Origin of the sequence: Mycolicibacter icosiumassiliensis, from assembly GCF_900078685.2 — a bacterium.
GTDB classification, from domain to species: Bacteria; Actinomycetota; Actinomycetes; order Mycobacteriales; family Mycobacteriaceae; genus Mycobacterium; species Mycobacterium icosiumassiliensis.
This window is the reverse complement of sequence record NZ_LT546166.1, coordinates 526,150-541,787: the sequence shown is the minus strand read 5'-3', so window position 1 is coordinate 541,787 and position 15,638 is coordinate 526,150. Positions and strand designations below refer to the sequence as shown.

15 protein-coding genes are annotated in these 15,638 nt (G+C 67.3%); 5 read left to right on the top strand and 10 right to left on the bottom strand.

All coding sequences use genetic code 11. The features are described from left to right. Positions 1–6 precede the first annotated feature (6 nt). Genes BN4346_RS26225 through BN4346_RS26215 form a run of 3 tightly spaced genes read left to right on the top strand, consistent with a single transcriptional unit; the run spans position 7 to position 1,441 of the window. On the top strand, positions 7–285 hold the full coding sequence (locus BN4346_RS26225) for a hypothetical protein (RefSeq protein WP_067967916.1): 279 nt from the start codon (positions 7–9) through the stop codon (positions 283–285). Positions 286–295: 10 nt separating this feature from the next. After that, positions 296–802 carry an LpqN/LpqT family lipoprotein gene (locus BN4346_RS26220; RefSeq protein ID WP_067967913.1) on the top strand — a complete coding sequence of 169 codons (507 nt, stop codon included), beginning with the start codon at positions 296–298 and terminating at the stop codon, positions 800–802. A gap of 21 nt (positions 803–823) precedes the next feature. Beyond that, positions 824–1,441: a class I SAM-dependent methyltransferase gene (locus BN4346_RS26215; protein ID WP_067967910.1), complete on the top strand. Its 618-nt coding sequence runs from the start codon at positions 824–826 to the stop codon at positions 1,439–1,441. Here the strand turns inward: BN4346_RS26215 and mnhG are convergent. The 8 genes from mnhG to BN4346_RS26175 form a co-directional block, all read right to left on the bottom strand. Then, complete coding sequence (gene mnhG, locus BN4346_RS26210; RefSeq protein ID WP_067967907.1) at positions 1,426–1,773, bottom strand: monovalent cation/H(+) antiporter subunit G; 348 nt, start codon at positions 1,771–1,773, stop codon at positions 1,426–1,428. The genes BN4346_RS26215 and mnhG overlap by 16 nt on opposite strands. Continuing rightward, positions 1,770–2,051 carry a monovalent cation/H+ antiporter complex subunit F gene (locus tag BN4346_RS26205; protein WP_067967905.1) on the bottom strand — a complete coding sequence of 94 codons (282 nt, stop codon included), beginning with the start codon at positions 2,049–2,051 and terminating at the stop codon, positions 1,770–1,772. Before BN4346_RS26205 ends, mnhG begins: the two co-directional genes overlap by 4 nt. Then, positions 2,048–2,575 carry a Na+/H+ antiporter subunit E gene (locus tag BN4346_RS26200; protein WP_067967903.1) on the bottom strand — a complete coding sequence of 176 codons (528 nt, stop codon included), beginning with the start codon at positions 2,573–2,575 and terminating at the stop codon, positions 2,048–2,050. The genes BN4346_RS26205 and BN4346_RS26200 overlap by 4 nt, the downstream gene beginning before the upstream one ends. Further along, the gene (locus tag BN4346_RS26195; protein ID WP_067968151.1) at positions 2,572–4,158 is read right to left on the bottom strand and encodes a Na+/H+ antiporter subunit D; all 1,587 of its coding nucleotides are present in this window, start codon (positions 4,156–4,158) and stop codon (positions 2,572–2,574) included. The genes BN4346_RS26200 and BN4346_RS26195 overlap by 4 nt, the downstream gene beginning before the upstream one ends. Positions 4,159–4,175: 17 nt before the next feature. Next, positions 4,176–4,625, bottom strand: coding sequence for a Na(+)/H(+) antiporter subunit C (locus tag BN4346_RS26190; protein WP_067967900.1), 450 nt, complete (start codon positions 4,623–4,625; stop codon positions 4,176–4,178). Beyond that, positions 4,622–7,501: a Na+/H+ antiporter subunit A gene (locus tag BN4346_RS26185; protein WP_067967898.1), complete on the bottom strand. Its 2,880-nt coding sequence runs from the start codon at positions 7,499–7,501 to the stop codon at positions 4,622–4,624. The genes BN4346_RS26190 and BN4346_RS26185 overlap by 4 nt, the downstream gene beginning before the upstream one ends. A gap of 257 nt (positions 7,502–7,758) precedes the next feature. Continuing rightward, positions 7,759–8,418: a response regulator gene (locus BN4346_RS26180; protein ID WP_067967895.1), complete on the bottom strand. Its 660-nt coding sequence runs from the start codon at positions 8,416–8,418 to the stop codon at positions 7,759–7,761. Then, positions 8,415–9,431, bottom strand: a complete 1,017-nt coding sequence (locus BN4346_RS26175) for a sensor histidine kinase (protein WP_067968148.1) — start codon at positions 9,429–9,431, stop codon at positions 8,415–8,417. The genes BN4346_RS26180 and BN4346_RS26175 overlap by 4 nt, the downstream gene beginning before the upstream one ends. Positions 9,432–9,732: 301 nt before the next feature. Here BN4346_RS26175 and BN4346_RS49655 point away from each other — a divergent pair, with 301 nt between their 5' ends. Next, on the top strand, positions 9,733–11,097 hold the full coding sequence (locus BN4346_RS49655; RefSeq protein WP_067967892.1) for a PPE family protein, SVP subgroup: 1,365 nt from the start codon (positions 9,733–9,735) through the stop codon (positions 11,095–11,097). A 14-nt stretch (positions 11,098–11,111) separates the two neighbouring features. On the opposite strand, the gene BN4346_RS26165 is transcribed toward BN4346_RS49655, so the two are convergent. Together BN4346_RS26165 and BN4346_RS26160 are read right to left on the bottom strand one after the other, a co-directional pair. Beyond that, complete coding sequence (locus tag BN4346_RS26165; protein ID WP_067967889.1) at positions 11,112–13,091, bottom strand: vWA domain-containing protein; 1,980 nt, start codon at positions 13,089–13,091, stop codon at positions 11,112–11,114. After that, on the bottom strand, positions 13,084–14,481 hold the full coding sequence (locus tag BN4346_RS26160) for a sigma 54-interacting transcriptional regulator (protein ID WP_407695047.1): 1,398 nt from the start codon (positions 14,479–14,481) through the stop codon (positions 13,084–13,086). Before BN4346_RS26160 ends, BN4346_RS26165 begins: the two co-directional genes overlap by 8 nt. An 82-nt stretch (positions 14,482–14,563) precedes the next feature. Here BN4346_RS26160 and BN4346_RS26155 point away from each other — a divergent pair, with 82 nt between their 5' ends. Continuing rightward, complete coding sequence (locus BN4346_RS26155) at positions 14,564–15,589, top strand: alpha/beta hydrolase (protein ID WP_067967881.1); 1,026 nt, start codon at positions 14,564–14,566, stop codon at positions 15,587–15,589. Positions 15,590–15,638: the final 49 nt, after the last annotated feature.

Below are 15,638 nucleotides of genomic sequence, written 5' to 3'. Positions count from 1 at the left end.
GGGGGATTGATCATCACTAACGCAAACGGCATCATCGGGGTCGCCCTACTGGTGATGCTTCTCATCGCCATCCCGGTGGATCCCCGCAAGGACGCAAAATCGAAGTGGCTCTTTTGGCTCATCGGACCGATGGTGTCCAGCACCTTGTTTGCGATTGCGATCTACGGCTCGATGAAGAACCCCGCGACCACGGACCTGATCGGCGCGATCGCCGCGGGAGCGATCTTCTCCTACCTCAGCTTCGGCGGCGCCTACCTCCGCAAGCTCTGGCGGCCCGGGCGATAAGGAGTTGGCAGTGGCAAATTCCGGTCACCCGCCCGGCGAGGGATCGATCATCTTGGATCCCCGCGACGTCGACGAACCGACGATCACCCTCCCCCGGCCCCCGGGGTGGGAGTTCCTGCCCGGCAACGACTCACCGCCGGTACGCGGTGTGCTCTACAACCAAGACTTGCGACGGCACGGTTTCACTCCGAATGCGGTGGTGACGCTGGAGGAACTCACCGGCCAGGTCGGACTGCCGGCGCAGGCCCTGGCCAAGGAACGCGCCGCGGTGACCGCTGTCGTCGGTGAGCTGGAGACCGACACCGCAGGGACAGTGTCAGGCTTTCCGAGTCGAACGATCACCTACAACCTGCAGGGCCGACCCGCGACCGGCCTGATCGTCGCGGTGCAGAACACCAAGGACAGGATCTGGGCTATCACGCTCACCGTCCAGACCACCGACGCCGACAACCCGCACTACATCGCCGCCAAACAGGCACTACTGGATTCGCTGGAAGTCCGTCTGCCCACCGCGTGACGGCCCTGGGAGAATGCACTCATGGTCGAGCAGAGCCTTTGGATGCAGAAAGTCGCCGCCGATCCCGGGCATTCGCAGTGGTACATCGAACGCTTCCGCGAGATGGCCCGCGCCGGTAAGGATCTGGCCGGCGAAGCACGCCTCATCGACGCGATGGCTGCCCGTGGCGCCCGCATCCTCGACGCCGGCTGCGGCCCCGGACGGGTCGCCGGCGTGCTGGCCAAGTGCGGTCACGACGTGGTCGGTGTCGACGTCGACCCGGAGCTCATCGAGGCCGCCGCGCAGGACCACCCCGGACCGCGCTATCTCGTGGGCGACCTTGCCGAACTCGACCTGCCCGCCCGCGGCATCGCCGAACCATTCGACCTCATCGTGTCGGCGGGCAACGTCATGGCATTCGTGGCCCCGAGCACCCGCGCGGAGATCCTGCGCCGGCTGCGTGCGCACTGCGCCGACGACGGCCGGACCGTGATCGGCTTCGGCGCCAACCGGGACTACGACTTCGATCAGTTCCTGCGCGACGCGTCGGCCGCCGGATTCGCGACCGATCTACAACTGTCCACCTGGGATCTGCGGCCCTTCACCGCGGACTCCGATTTCCTGGTCGCGGTACTGCGCCCCGCTCACAGCGGCAGCTGATCGTCGTCGGTCAGCTCGCCGAGTTGGTCAACGGTCAGCACCTCGCTCATGTCCTGCTCCTGATAGGCCAGCCGGCCCACCCGGTGCGCGACCACCGGAGCGGTGATCAGGGTGAACAGGATGCTGACGGTCACCATGCCCGCATCGTGGCTGCCGCGTAGCCGGATCAATGCGCCGAACAGCACCAGCAGCAGGCCCAACACCTGCGGTTTGGTGGCCGAGTGCATCCTGGCCAAGGTATCGGGGAACCGCACCACTCCGATGGCCGCCGTCAGCGCCAGCACCGACCCGGCGAGCACCAGTACCCCGGCGAGCACGTCGAGCACGATCACGGCTGCCTCCCCAGATCCGGCGCGTCGTCGGGCACCCGGAAACGTGCCACGCTCACCGACCCGATGAAGCCGACCAGCGCCAGTGCCGCGAGGCTGTACGTCACGGTGGTGTCCCGGCTGGCCGCGGCCCAGATACCGATACCGCACATGGTCATCGCGGCCAGCGTGTCCAGCGCCACCAGCCGGTCCAAGGTGCTGGGTCCGGCCAGCAGCCGATACATGGTGATGACGGCGGCGATGCCCAACAACACACCCGCCGTTCCCCAGATCACGTTCACGCGTCTACTCCCGCCGGCAGCCACTCGTCGTCACGCTCGAAGGCGTCGATCAGCAGTCGCTCCACCTGGGCGACCTGCTGAAAGAAACGTTCGACCGCTTGGGCGGATCCGACATCGATCACATGGCAGTACAGGATGCGGCGCACCTGATCGATCTCCAGCACCATCGATCCGGGAATCAGCGTGGTGATGTTGGCGGCCAGCACCAAAACCAGGTCGGATTTGATGGTCAGCGGCACCCGTAGCACCCCGGTGAGCGGCGGCGGTCCGGGTCGGATCGCCAGCCACATCAACTGAATGCTGGACTCCATCAGGTACCAGGTGAACAGCCCGAGGAGCTTCACCAGTGGCACCAGATGAAGGCGGCCCTGTACTGGCACGGGCGGCATCGGCAGCAAGACCATGATCACGATCGCGACCACGATCCCCATGACGATGTTGGGAATCGTGACGCGGCCCCACAACAGCACCCATACCGTCGCCAGCGCGGACACCGCGAACATCTTCAGCGCGAGGGCCCTCATTCTGTACCCACCGACAACACGGTCGAGATGTATTCGCCCCGGTCCAGAACCTCGGCTGCGGCTCGCTGGGTGTAGGCGAAGATCGGGCCGGCCAGCACGCTCAGCGACAGGCCCAAGGCGATCAGCGCGAGCGTCGGGACCACCATCCAGGTCGGCATCTTTCCGACGTCATCGCGCTCGTCGTAGGCAACGTCACCGACGTCGTCAAGCAGCACCGGCGGTGCTGCGAGCACCAGTGCTCCCTCGGGGGCGTCCACCCGGCGCCGCCAGAATGCCATGGTCCACACCCGAGCCAGCACATACAGCGTCAGCAGACTGGTCAGCACCGCGCCGCCCACCAGGCACCAGGCCAGCACCGACCCGTCCCCGACACCGGCCTGCAGCACGGCGGTCTTGCCGATGAAGCCCGAAAAGGGCGGAATACCACCGAGATTGAACGCAGGAACCAGGAACACGAAAGCCAGCAGCGGGTTGGCGATCAGACCGCCCAGCCGGTGCAGCGACGACGCGCCGCCCTGGCGTTCGATCAGTCCGGCCGCCAGGAACAGCGTGGTCATCACGATGATGTGGTGCATCACGTAGAAGATGGCGCCGGACATCCCGAGCTGATTCGACTTGGAAGACAGAGCGACCCCGAACATCATGAAGCCGATGTGGCTGACCAGCGTGAACGACAACACCCGCTTGATGTCGCTCTGCGCGATGGCACCGAAGATTCCGATCAGCATGGTCAACAGCGCCGCGACCAGCAGCACCGAGTCCAGGCCGCCGTCGGGGAACAGCAGTGAGTGCGCCCGGATGATCGCGTACACACCGACTTTGGTCAGAATCCCGGCGAACACCGCGGTGATCGGCGCGGGCGCGGTGGGATAGGCGTCGGGCAGCCACGCCGAGAGCGGGAACACCGCGGCCTTGATGCCGAAAGCCACCAGCAACACGGCGAACACCGCACTGCGGGTGCCGCCGGGCATTGCGCCGGTCCGCGTCGCCAGCTCGGCGAGGTTCAGCGTGCCGGTGGAGGCATAGACCAGGGCGATGCCGAACAGAAAGACCAACGACGACGCCATCGAGACCATCACGTAGCCGATGCCGGCGCGGATGCGTTCGGCGCTGGCGCCGATGGTCAGCAACACGAAGCTCGCCGACAGCAGCATCTCAAACCCGACGAACAGGTTGAACAGGTCACCGGCCAGAAACGCCAGGGAGACGCCGGTGGCCAGGGTCAGGTAGGTGGGCAGGAAGATCGACACCGGCTGGCGGTCGTCACCGTCGCGCACCCCCTGCCCGATGGCGTAGACCATGACGGCCAGCAGCACGATCGCCGACACCACCAACATCAGCGCCGACAATCGGTCGACGACCAGACTGATGCCCAGCGGACCCAACCCCTGCTCGGTCGGCCCCCAACCTCCGACATGCAGCACCAGCGTGCCGTTGCGGTCGGTCAGATACAGCAACACCGCGCTGACCGCGGCCACCGCGCACAGCACACCGATGGTGATCGGCCGCTGCAGCCGGGGACGACGGCCGACAATCAGCGTTGACGCCGCGCCCAGCGTGGGCAGCAACACCGGCAGCGGCATCAAGACGGCGGCCAGACTCACCGTGACACCTCGCTTTCGGGCACGGCGTCGAGCTCACCGGCAGCCACCGGCACGCCGTGGTCCTGCTCGGCGGCGATGACCTCTTCGTCGGAGAGCTGCGAGACGCGAGTCGCTTCCTGGTCGTCGCCGATGTCATCGGTGGTCGTCAGGTTGTACGAGCGGTAGGTCAGGGCCAGCACAAACGCGCCCACGCCCATGGTGATGACGATCGAGGTCAGCACCATGGCCTGAGCCAGCGCGTCGGCGTCGGTGGCTTTGCCAGAACTGGCCCAATAGATCGGCGGGTTCCCGTCGGGTCCGCCGACGTCGATGAGCAATAGGTTGACGGCATTGCCGATCATCATCAGGCCCAACAACATTCGGGTGAGGCTGCGCTCCAGCAGCATGTAGACCCCGCAGGAGGTCAACCCGGCGGCCATCAATAGCGGAACCAGATGCGCGGTCATGACACTCCTGCCAGCGGTCGGGTCGGGGGTTGCGATTCAAGCTCTTGGTCCAATCGCACTCCCAGGCTGCGCAACACATCGAGCACCATGCCGACCACCACCAGGTACACGCCCAGATCGAAGAACAACGACGTCATCACATTGACGTGGCCCAGCACCGGAAGCGTGAAGCTCAGCACCGCCGAGGACAGCACCGGCGCTCCCAGGAACAGCGATCCCAGCGCCGTGCCTCCGACCAGGGCCAGGCCGACGCCCAGGATCTTGCTGGAGTCCAGGGGCAGCGTCTCGCCGAGCTCGTAGCGCCCGCCGGCGAGGTAGCGCAACGCCAGCCCGAGACCGGCGGCCAGGCCGCCGGCGAAGCCACCGCCCGGATAGTTATGCCCGGCGAACAGGAAGTAGATCGAGACCACCATGATCAGCGGGAAGATGATCCGGGTCGCGACCTCCAGCACCAGCGACCGCTCATTGGGATCGTGATAGGCGCTGCCCCGCAGCCAGGTGGTGGACCCGATCGCCGGGCTGTAGGGGGTGGTGATGCCCACGGTCTTGCGCGGGGTACCGGCGTCGGCGATCCGCGGCGCCCGGCCAAACCGGCGGTTACGGAACACCATCGAGGCCACACCGGTCGCGGCGACCAAGAGCACCGAGATCTCGCCGAGGGTGTCCCAGGCCCGGACGTCGACCAACAGCACGTTGACGGTGTTAGCGCCGTGGCCACGAACGTAGGCGGCCTCCGGCAACGCCTCGGACACCCCGTCTTGGGTGCGCGCCGCCATCGCGAAGGCCGCCAGCACGGCGACGCTGATACCCACCGCTGCGGCCAGCAAGATGCGCGGCAGCCGGTTCAGGGCCATCGTGGGCAGCGTGCGCAACACCAGCACGAAGATCACCATGGTCACGGTCTCGACCAGCAGCTGGGTCAGCGCCAGGTCGGGCGCGCCATGGAAGGCGAATGCCGCGGCGCAGCCATAGCCGGTCACCCCGACCATCAACACCGCGGACAGTCGGTTGCGGGCCATCGTCGCGCCGATCCCGCCGGCGACCACCAGCACCGCGACCGTCAACTGCAGCGGGGTATCCCACAAGTCCAGCTCGACGTGGTTGCGCGCGCCCACTGCCAGCGCCGTCAGCGGGAGCACCACCAGCGTCGCGAAGATCATCCCCTGGTTGACCGGCAGGGAGCCGCGCTGGGTGATGCCGGTGAGCCGCACCGCCGCCACATCGAGCAGCCGCAGCACGTCGTCATAAATCCGGTCGGCCTTGCCCATTGGCAGCCGGCGCAGCCGGGACAGCCCCAGCGGGCCGCGGGCTGCGAACACACTGGCGCCGAACACCAAGACCAGCGCCGACAGCAACACCGGCAGCCCCACACCGTGCCACAGCGCAAGGTGATAGCCAGTTCCGCCGGGCATAGTGTCGGCGTAGCTGCGCAACACGGTGTCGAGGGTCAGCGCGCACAACCCCAGGGCCAGGCTGGCGCCGGCCAGCACCGCCGGCGGCGCCAGGAACGCCGCGTCGGGGCGGTGCAGCCCCGCCACGGCCGCACTCGGTGCCGACCGGCCCTTGCCGGCGAACCCGCCCCACACGAAGCGCACGCTGTAGATCACGGTGAACATCGAGGCGACCACGCCGGCCGCCAGCACGTACGGACCGGCAGAACCCAGGACCGGGGACTGTGCCTCGGCCCCGAAGATGGTCTCCTTGGCGATGAAGCCCACAAACGGCGGCACTCCGGCCATGCTGGCGGCGGCCGCGGCGGCGATCACGAACAGCGCCGGGCAGCGGCGTCCCAATCCGGCCAGTTCGCGCAGGTCGCGGGTGCCGGTGGCATGGTCGATGATCCCGACCACCATGAACAGCGTGGCCTTGGCCGCCGCGTGCGCGCACATGGCGGTCAACCCGGCCAGCATGAGATCACCGGTACCGGCCCCGACCAGCACGATCATCAGACCCAACTGGCTGACGGTGCTGTAGGCCAGCAGCAGTTTCAGGTCGTACTCGCGCACCGCCCGCCAGCCGGCCAACAGCGCGGTGGTCAGACCGAGAATCACCAGCATCGGCCGCCAGCCGGGCGAATCGGCGAACCCCGGCGCCAGCCTGGCCACCAGGTAGATCCCGGCCTTGACCATCGCCGCGGCGTGCAGGTAGGCACTGACCGGTGTCGGCGCCGCCATGGCGCCGGGCAGCCAGAAGTGCAGCGGCACGATTGCCGACTTGCTGATCGCACCGACCAGGATCAGCAGCACCCCGACGGTGACGACGGTCCCCGACGGCGGATGGGCCACCAGCTCCGACAGCAGGTACGTGCCGGCGGCATTGCCCAGCATGATGATGCCGACCAGCATGGCCAACCCGCCGGCGGTGGTCACCAGCAATGCCTGGGTGGCGGCGCGGCGATTGACGGCACGTTCGGCGTAGTGACCGATCAGCAGGAACGACAGCACCGTCGTCATTTCCCAGAACACGTAGAGCACCAACGCGTTGTCGGCGACCATCAGCCCGAACATCGCTCCGGCGAATCCGACCATCTTCGCGGCGAAGCTGGGCAGCCGCGGGTCGATTTCGGCGTGCGCCCCGACGGGCCGGAAGTATGCGGCGCAGTAGAACAAGACCAGGGCGCCGATCCCCAAGGCCAGCACGCACATGATCGCGCTCAGTGCGTCGAACCGCAGCGCAATGTCCATCGACAGTCCGGGCACCCAGGGCACGGTGACGCGATGGTCGTCGGCCGGACCGGCCGGCCAGTTCGCCACCACCCAACCCAGCGATACCAGCGGGATCGATCCCAGCGGATAGAACGCCGCCCTGCCCCACCTGCGCACCAACACGGGTGCAGCAGCGGTGCCAACAACATGGGCAAGCAGTATCGCCAGCATCACGCTCCACGGGCCGTTTCGTTTAAGTCGATGCGTTCAGTCGTGGCGGCAATCGCGAGGAGACCGCGGACGCGCCCAAAGCACGTCCGCACTCATCTCCCACCACCACTGAAACCAGTCTGTGTGGCGCGGCGGCAGCGCGCCATGGAATACAACCCCCATTCGGCGGGGGGTGAAACACCCATAGCTGATGAGGGCAGCCTGCGGCTTATGGCGGCGTCCCGCTGCGCCCGGCTCCGCCGCGCTTGCGAACGCCGCTACGGCTCGATCAACCCGGTCCTGATGGCATACCGGGTCAGCGCCAGGCGGTCACGCAGACCCAATTTCTGCAGCGTGTTGGTCCGATGGCGGTCGACTGTCTTGGCGCTGATGCCGAGGGTCTTGGCGATCTCTCGCGCCGAAAAGCCCTCGGCGATCAGCTTGAGGACTTCCTCTTCCCGGGGCGTGAGGATGGTCTCCGGCAACGTATTGCCGTGCCGCGCCCGATGCAGGTAGTCGCGAATCAGCGCGGTCACCGCCCCGGCGTATAAAAACGGCTCACCGCGAATCGTCGCCCGGCACGCCTCGAGCAGGTCGCGGTCGGCAACCGACTTCAAGACGTAGCCCGACGCGCCGGCCTTGAGGGCTTCGAAGAAATACTGCTCGTTGTCGTGCATCGACAGCATCAGCACCCGCACGTGAGGATGGTTGCGGTTGATCTCGCGGGCGGCCTGCAGTCCCGTCATCCGCGGCATCGCGATGTCCAGAATGGCCAGGTCGACAGGAGTTTCCTGCAACGCTGCGAGTGCCTCGGCCCCGTCGGCGGCCTCGGCGACGACGGACAGGTCGGGCTCGGCGTCCAGGATCATCCGCAGCCCACTGCGCATCAGGGCGTGATCGTCGGCCAGCAGGATGCGGGCCGGTTGCGTCGACGTCATGGCCGTCCGGCCCCCGATCGGGCCGGCACCACCAGCCGGATTTCGGTGCCGTGGTTGGCCGAGGAGGTGATGGTCAGGGTGCCATGCACCAGCAGTGCGCGCTCGCGCATTCCAGTGATTCCCGCACCTTCCACGTTCAGCCCGCCCGTGCCGTCATCGGAGATCCGCAGGGTCAGCTCCCCCGCTGCATCGACATGCAAGTCCAGCCACACTTTCTGCGCACCGGAATGCCGGGCAATGTTCGTCAAGCTCTCCTGCACGATGCGATAGCACACCAACTCCACGTTGGGATTCAGTCGTTCTGCCTGCGGGCCAATGTCTTTGACGACGTCGATCCCGCTCGCCTGGGTGAACTGGTTACACAGTGCCTGCAGGGCGCTCGGTAAGCCGAGGTCTTCCAACGCATCCGGACGCAGCCGTCGCGCAATGCCGCGCACTTCGTCGAGACTGGCCCGCACGATTTCCTGTGCATCCGCGAGGTCACCGCGGATTCCTTCCGGCGCGGCGTCGACGGCTCGTTTGAGGGTGAGCAGGGCGACGGTGAGAGTTTGGCCGATCTCATCGTGCAACTCTCTGGCGATCCGCTGCCGCTCGTTCTCCTGCGCGACCAGCACCAAGGCACTCGAGGAGGCGCGTTCGGTTTCCAGCCGGTCCAGCATGGCGTTGAACGACGCCATGAGGTGGTGCAGATCACCGTCGCCCGAATCGTCCACCCGGTCGGTATGGCGGAGCAGATCAACTCGCCGCATGGACGCCGAGAGCCGGTCCAGCGGGGCCAGGCTTGACCGCAACAGCAGAGCATTGGCCCCGACCACGACTGCCAGCCCGATGAGCAGCACCGGGATCTCCGCCAAACGGACGGGCCCCGACACGGTGGCCGGCGACATGGCCAGCACCAGGGTGCCGAAGGTGAAGACCAAACCGTTGATCAGGACGACGCGGCGAAACAACCCCCGTGCGGGCGCGCTCGCCCGCCGCCGAAATCGGTCGACGAGCCCAGTCCAACGGCTCATACCACCACCCTGGTCTGCGCGGCACACAATGTCCATACGGGTTGCCGCGACACGCGAATGGGTGTCAAACACCATGGCGAGTCACCGGTTCTGGCTCGGAGAATGGTGGTACGCCCAGCGCATCGTCGGCTTTGACGCCATCGTCGAGGTGTTTGCCGCCCCGGAGTGTCGAGCCCCCTGGTGGAGCGCCGGGCAAGTTAGATCGACGGATCACACCACCACCGACCCGTGACCGGAGGGATGCAACTGCAATGGACCGCTCTACCCGAGCGCGGCGTCCTGCTGCCGGCGTGCACTGCCAATGAATTTCGCGGCATTGCCGCCGGAAGTCAACTCCGGCCTCATGTACCTCGGCGCCGGCTCAGGGCCGATGCTCGCCGCTGCGACCGCCTGGAACGGGCTAGCAGCCGAACTGCACACGGCGGCAGCAGGTTACGAATCGGTGGTCGCCGAGTTGACCAGTGCGGCGTGGTCGGGCCCGTCCTCGGCGGCGATGACGGCCGCGGCCACCCCATTCGTGACGTGGTTGAACACCACCGCAACGCAGGCTGAAAAGACTGCCCTGCAAGCCAAAGCAGCGGTGGCCGCCTACGAGGCCGCGTTTGCTCTGACGGTGCCCCCACCGGTCATCGCAGCCAACCGTGCGCAGTTGTTGACGTTGTTGGCCACCAATGTGCTGGGCCAAAATGCCGCGGCGATCGCGGCCACCGAAGCCCAGTATGGCGAAATGTGGGCACAGGACGCCACCGCGATGTACAGCTACTCGGCCTTGTCGGCGACCGCTTCCGAACTGGAGCCGTTCGCGCCGCCGCCGCAGACCGCCAACCCCGCTGGACCGTTGGGGCACAACGGCGCGTCGGGTGATCCCACCGGCAACATCGCCCAGACGGTGTCGTCGCGGCTGGCATCGACGCTGTCTGGCCCCGGCTCATCCGACGCTTCATCGCCGTTGACGGCCCTGCAGGCGCCGGCCGACATACCGTCTGGGCCCTTTGACTGGCTCGGGATTATTGCCGACGAGCTCGGCGTGGGCGTTGCCCTGCCGTTGTCGATCCTCGGTGTCTTCCTGGCCGGCGCGGCAATGCATTTCGCGGAACAGGACTCCCAAGAGATCTTCGACACCCAGGATGTGCTCCGCGCCGGCCAGCAACGCATCTTGAACGCTCTGGACCAATTGGGGGTGCACGAGGAACTGCCGTCGATCGAAAACCTCCGAGTTCCCCACGAAGCGGTCGTGGTCGCCATGGGCGAGGCGTTCCCGCTCGGCACGCTCTCGACGCCGATCAGTTGGGCCGATTTGGCCCCCGAGATCCGCCACGCCAGTTTCTCGACGCCGCTCGGCGCCGCCGCAACCACGTCGCCGGCCGGGCTGGGCACCGCATTCGGCCAGATGGCTCTGGCCGGAATGGGCGGCAGCGCGTTGGCCGGCGTCATGAACCAGCGTCGCTCGGAGTCCGGCAAGGCAATTGCAGCCACGGCGGCCGCCGGATCGGGCAAGCCGTCGTCGGATTCGGCAGAACAACCAGCGGTGGCGGCGGCGCATTCGCCGCTGACTTCGGTGGTGGAGCTGGCGGCCGGGATCCGCGAACTCGGCGAACTGCACGACGCCGGCTATCTGACCGGCGAAGAGTTCGCCGCACAAAAGCGCCGACTGCTGTCCCGGTGACCGCCTAGCGCGCTTTAACGGCGGCGCGACCTCAGGTAGTCGCCGACCACCGCCGCGCCCAGGCCATCGAGTTCGGGCACCACCACCCGGCCCTGGACCCGCCGCGCCACCTGGTCGATGAAGCGGGCCAGCCCGGGATCGTCACCGAGCCGGAAGATCGTCACCTGGGCACCGAGCCGGGCGACGTCGTCGAAACCCCTGACAGTGTGGGCGATGGTCCGCGGGTGTGGCGGGTAGTCAAAGAACACTGATGCGCCGTCACCGCGATAGTCCTCCAGGTGCGCCGTCGGCTCCCCATCGGTGACCACCAGCACCACCGGCTGGGCGTTGGGGTGGCGACGCAGGTGCCGGCTGGCCAGCGCCAGCGCATGGTGCAGATTGGTGCCCTGCTCGTAGACGCCTTCCAGGCCGGTCAGCTCCGCTGCGGTCACCGTGCGGGCGTAGCGACCAAAGGCGATGATCTGCAACGCATCCGACCGGAACCGCGTACTGATCAGGTGGTTCAACGCCAACGCGGTGCGCTTCATCGGCAGCCAGCGGTTGTCCATCACCATCGAGAACGACGTGTCCACCAGCAGTGCAACCGCGGACTGGGTGCGAGTCTCGGTCTCAGAGACCTCCACGTCGTCGACGCTGATCGACAGCCGACCGCGGGTCACGGCGGTGCCGGGTTCGGCGACCTGCCGCAGCACCGTGTTAGTCAGGGTGCGGGTGACGTTCCACGGCTCGGTGTCGCCGAACTGCCAGGGCCGAGTGGCCCCAGTCAGCTCGCCGGCCGCCCCGGCCCGACGGTGGTCGCGTTCGCCGCGGCGGCCCGCAAGTTGCCGCGCCACATCACGTAGCGCGGTTTCGCCGAGCCGGCGCATCGCTTTCGGCGACAGCCGCCACTGCCCGTCGGAGCTGCGGTCCAGGAATCCTTGATTGAGCAACGCACGTTCCAGTTCGGCCAACGTACGCGCGTCGACGGCAGCCTGGTCGCCGAGCTGGCGTGCCAGCGCGTCCAGGTCGACGTCGTCCATGCTCGCGCCCGGATACGCCTGCGACAGCTGCTCAGCCAACTGTTCTAGCTCGGCGATATCGGCCAGGGCCTGAGCGCCCTCCCCCATGCCGAGCGGATTGTTGCCGGAGAACTCCGACGAGCCGGTCCAGTCCTCCCCCGGCCGGGCCGCCTGCAGATGCGCGTCCAGGCGTCCCAGCGCCTGCTGCAATGCCGGTGAACCGAACGCCTGCTCGGCCAACGCATCCAGCTCGGCACGCTGCTCGGCGCTCAGACTGTTACGAAAGCGCTGCGCGGCCGCCGCCCGCTGGGCCAGCGAATCCAGCAGCTCCTCGACATTGCTCGGGTTCTCCGGGAAAAACTCGCCGTGCTTGTCCATGAACTGTTGAAAGTCCTGTTGAGTGTCTTCGCCCCGAGAGTGCTTGTCCAACAGGTCGTTGAGATCGTCGAGCATGTCGCTGACCCGCTGCCGGTCGGCGTCGGTGGCGCCTTCCAGCGCCTGCTTCATGCCGGCGAAACGCTGGTCGAGCATCTCGCGGCCGAGCAGATCCTTGATCTTCTCGTACGACTCCCGGGCCTCGGCGCTGCGCCACTGGTAGTCGGCCAGCTCCTGCACCGCTTTGGCCGGCGACGGCGACAACCCCTCGATCTGCATCTCGGCGAAGCGGGCATCGTCGTCGAGCGCACGGGCCAGCTCTTTGCGTTCGGCCAGCACCGCCTCGTCGAGCAGTTTTTTGACCTCGGCCAGGGTCCCGTCCAAGTTGTTGCGGCGCAACAATTCCCGGCGCCGTCGTTGCGCCTCGGCGGCCAGCTGATCAGCTCCGGTCAGCTTCCTGGTGCCGCGGCGTAGCAACTCTTGCAGCGCTCGCCGCGGCGACGTTCCCTCCATGACGTCGCGCCCGATCTCCTCCAGCGCCTCGGCCAGATCGACCGGCGGCGCCAACGGATCCGGCCCACCGCTGTAGGCCGAATACCGGGAGGCATGGCTCTTAGCCATAGACGGTTTCACCCTCGTCGGAGGTCTTGTCGATGCGCTTGGCCAAATACAGTGCTTCCAAAGCCAACTCGAGCGCCGCGGCGCGTTCGCCGTCGGATTCCGCACCGAGCCGCTGTGCGACGGCATCGATCACCGGCAGATCCGGCAGCGCCGCCAGCACCGCCTTGGCCGAAATCCGCTCGCCCGTCGTCACCGTCGCGTTCTCGACCGCCGCCACCAGCGGACCCACGTCGATCCCGCCCAGTGCCCGAGATGCGGTATCGGCGGTGGCCCGGCGCAGCAGATGCTCCAGCACGGCCTGCTCGCGGCCCTCTTCGCCGGATTCGAATTCCAGCTTGCCGCGCAGTACGTCGACGATCGTGCTCAGGTCCACCACCCGGGCTACTGGATCGGTTTCGCCCAGCACCGCGCCGCGGTGGCGCGCCGAGGCCGCGACCGTCTCCGCGGCGGCGATCGCGAAGCGCGCCGAGACGCCTGAGCGCTGATCCACCGAGCGAGACTCGCGCAGGTAGCGGGCGAATCGGGCCAGCACCGCCAGCAGGTAGTCGGGCACCTGCGCGCTCAGGTGCGCCTCTTGGGCGATCACGCCGACCTCGGCGTCGAGTTCCAGCGGGTAGTGCGTGCGGATCTCGGCGCCGAAGCGGTCCTTGAGCGGGGTGATGATGCGGCCGCGGTTGGTGTAGTCCTCCGGGTTGGCGCTGGCGACCACCAGCACGTCCAGCGGCAGCCGCAGGGTGTAGCCGCGCACCTGGATGTCGCGCTCCTCCATCACGTTGAGCATCGCCACCTGGATACGCTCGGCGAGGTCGGGCAGTTCGTTGACGGCGACCACGCCACGGTGCGCCCGTGGGATCAGCCCGTAGGCGATGGTCTCGGGGTCACCCAGGCTGCGGCCTTCGGCCACCTTGATCGGGTCGATGTCGCCGACCAGGTCGGCGACGCTGGTGTCGGGGGTGGCCAACTTCTCGGTGTAACGCTCGCTGCGGTGTCGCCACGTCACCGGCAGGTCGTCGCCGAGCTCGGCGACCCGGCGAATTGACTCGGGCGTGATCGGCGAATACGGGTGCTCACCCAGCTCGGCGCCGGCGATCACCGGGGTCCACTCATCGAGCAATCCGGTCAACGCGCGCAACAGCCGGGTCTTGCCCTGCCCGCGCTCACCGAGCAGCACGATGTCGTGGCCGGCGATCAGCGCACGCTCGAGTTGCGGCAGCACGGTGTCCTCGAACCCGAAGATGCCGGGCCAGATGGCCGCGGCATCGTCACCGTCGCCGAGTCGGGCCAACAGGTTCTCGGCGATCTCCTGTTTGACCCCCCTTTCGCGGTGGCCGGCAGCACGCAGCTCACCGAGAGTTTTGGGCAGATCGTGCGGGGCATTCGGCGCGGTCACCACTCCACGCTACGACGGGTCTGTTAGTCCGTCACGATGTCCCGGTTTATCCGGCCACCCAATACCCGATACCCTGGGTACCGTGAACTTTCCGGAATGGCGTGAACGACCGGCTCAGACGTATTTCGGTCCGGCGTCCTGGCAGGCCCGACTGCTGGCTGCGGTCGCGGCGATCTTTTTGCGCACCTCGATCGCCGTGCTGACGCTGGTCGGCATGGTCGTCAACCGGTTCTGGCCCGCCGGATTGCAGCGGGCGCGCCTGGACCTGATCGACCAGCCGATGCGCTACATCCGGGCGCTGCCGGGCACCGAGGTGACACCGGAGCGGCTGACCGACTGCCCGGCGGAGTGGGTGGTGGCACCGAACGCTCGCGACTCGAACCGGGTGATCGTCTACTTCCACGGTTCAGCCCTGGTGACGCTGGGCCTCAATTCGCACCGCCGCTTCGCCAGCAAGCTCTCGGCGGTCACCGGTGCGAAGGTATTCAACGTCGGCTACCGCCTGGCGCCCCTAGCCGGCATCGAAGAGGCCGTCGCCGACGGCCTGTGCGCCTACCGCCGCGTCCTGGACGCGGGGTTCACCGCCGATCACACTGTGGTCGCGGGAGATTCGGCCGGCGGACTGATGGCGGTGAACACCGCGATTGCCGCACGCGATGCCGGGCTGCCTGCGCCCGCAGGTCAGGTGTTGATGTCACCGCTGACCTCGTCGGACATGGAGATCAAACGTGAGGCCGCGCGCACCCACCGCGACCCGTTCTTCCCGTTCATGGCGTTCATGTTCATCTACCGGGTGTTCGCCACCGTGAACGGCACCCGTGAGCTGCCGGTGATGCCGCCGGAGGCGGAGCTGCGTGGGCTGGGACCGTTCCTGCTGCAGGTCGGCAACAACGAGATGCTGCGCAACGACACGTTTGTGTTGGCGGACAAGCTGACCGCAGCCGGCGTGCCGAACTGGGTTCAGGTGTGGGACCGCGCGTTGCACATGTTCCAGCTCACCTTCGATTTCAACCCGGACGCTCGCCGGGCGGTCGCCGAGATCGCCGACTTCATCGGCCAGGTCACTGTCGATGCGCAACCGGGCGCCGGGTCGACTCTCGGCGCCTAGCTGTATGACGCCTTGACATTCGTGCGCCCGCACGGAAGCCTCCATTGGC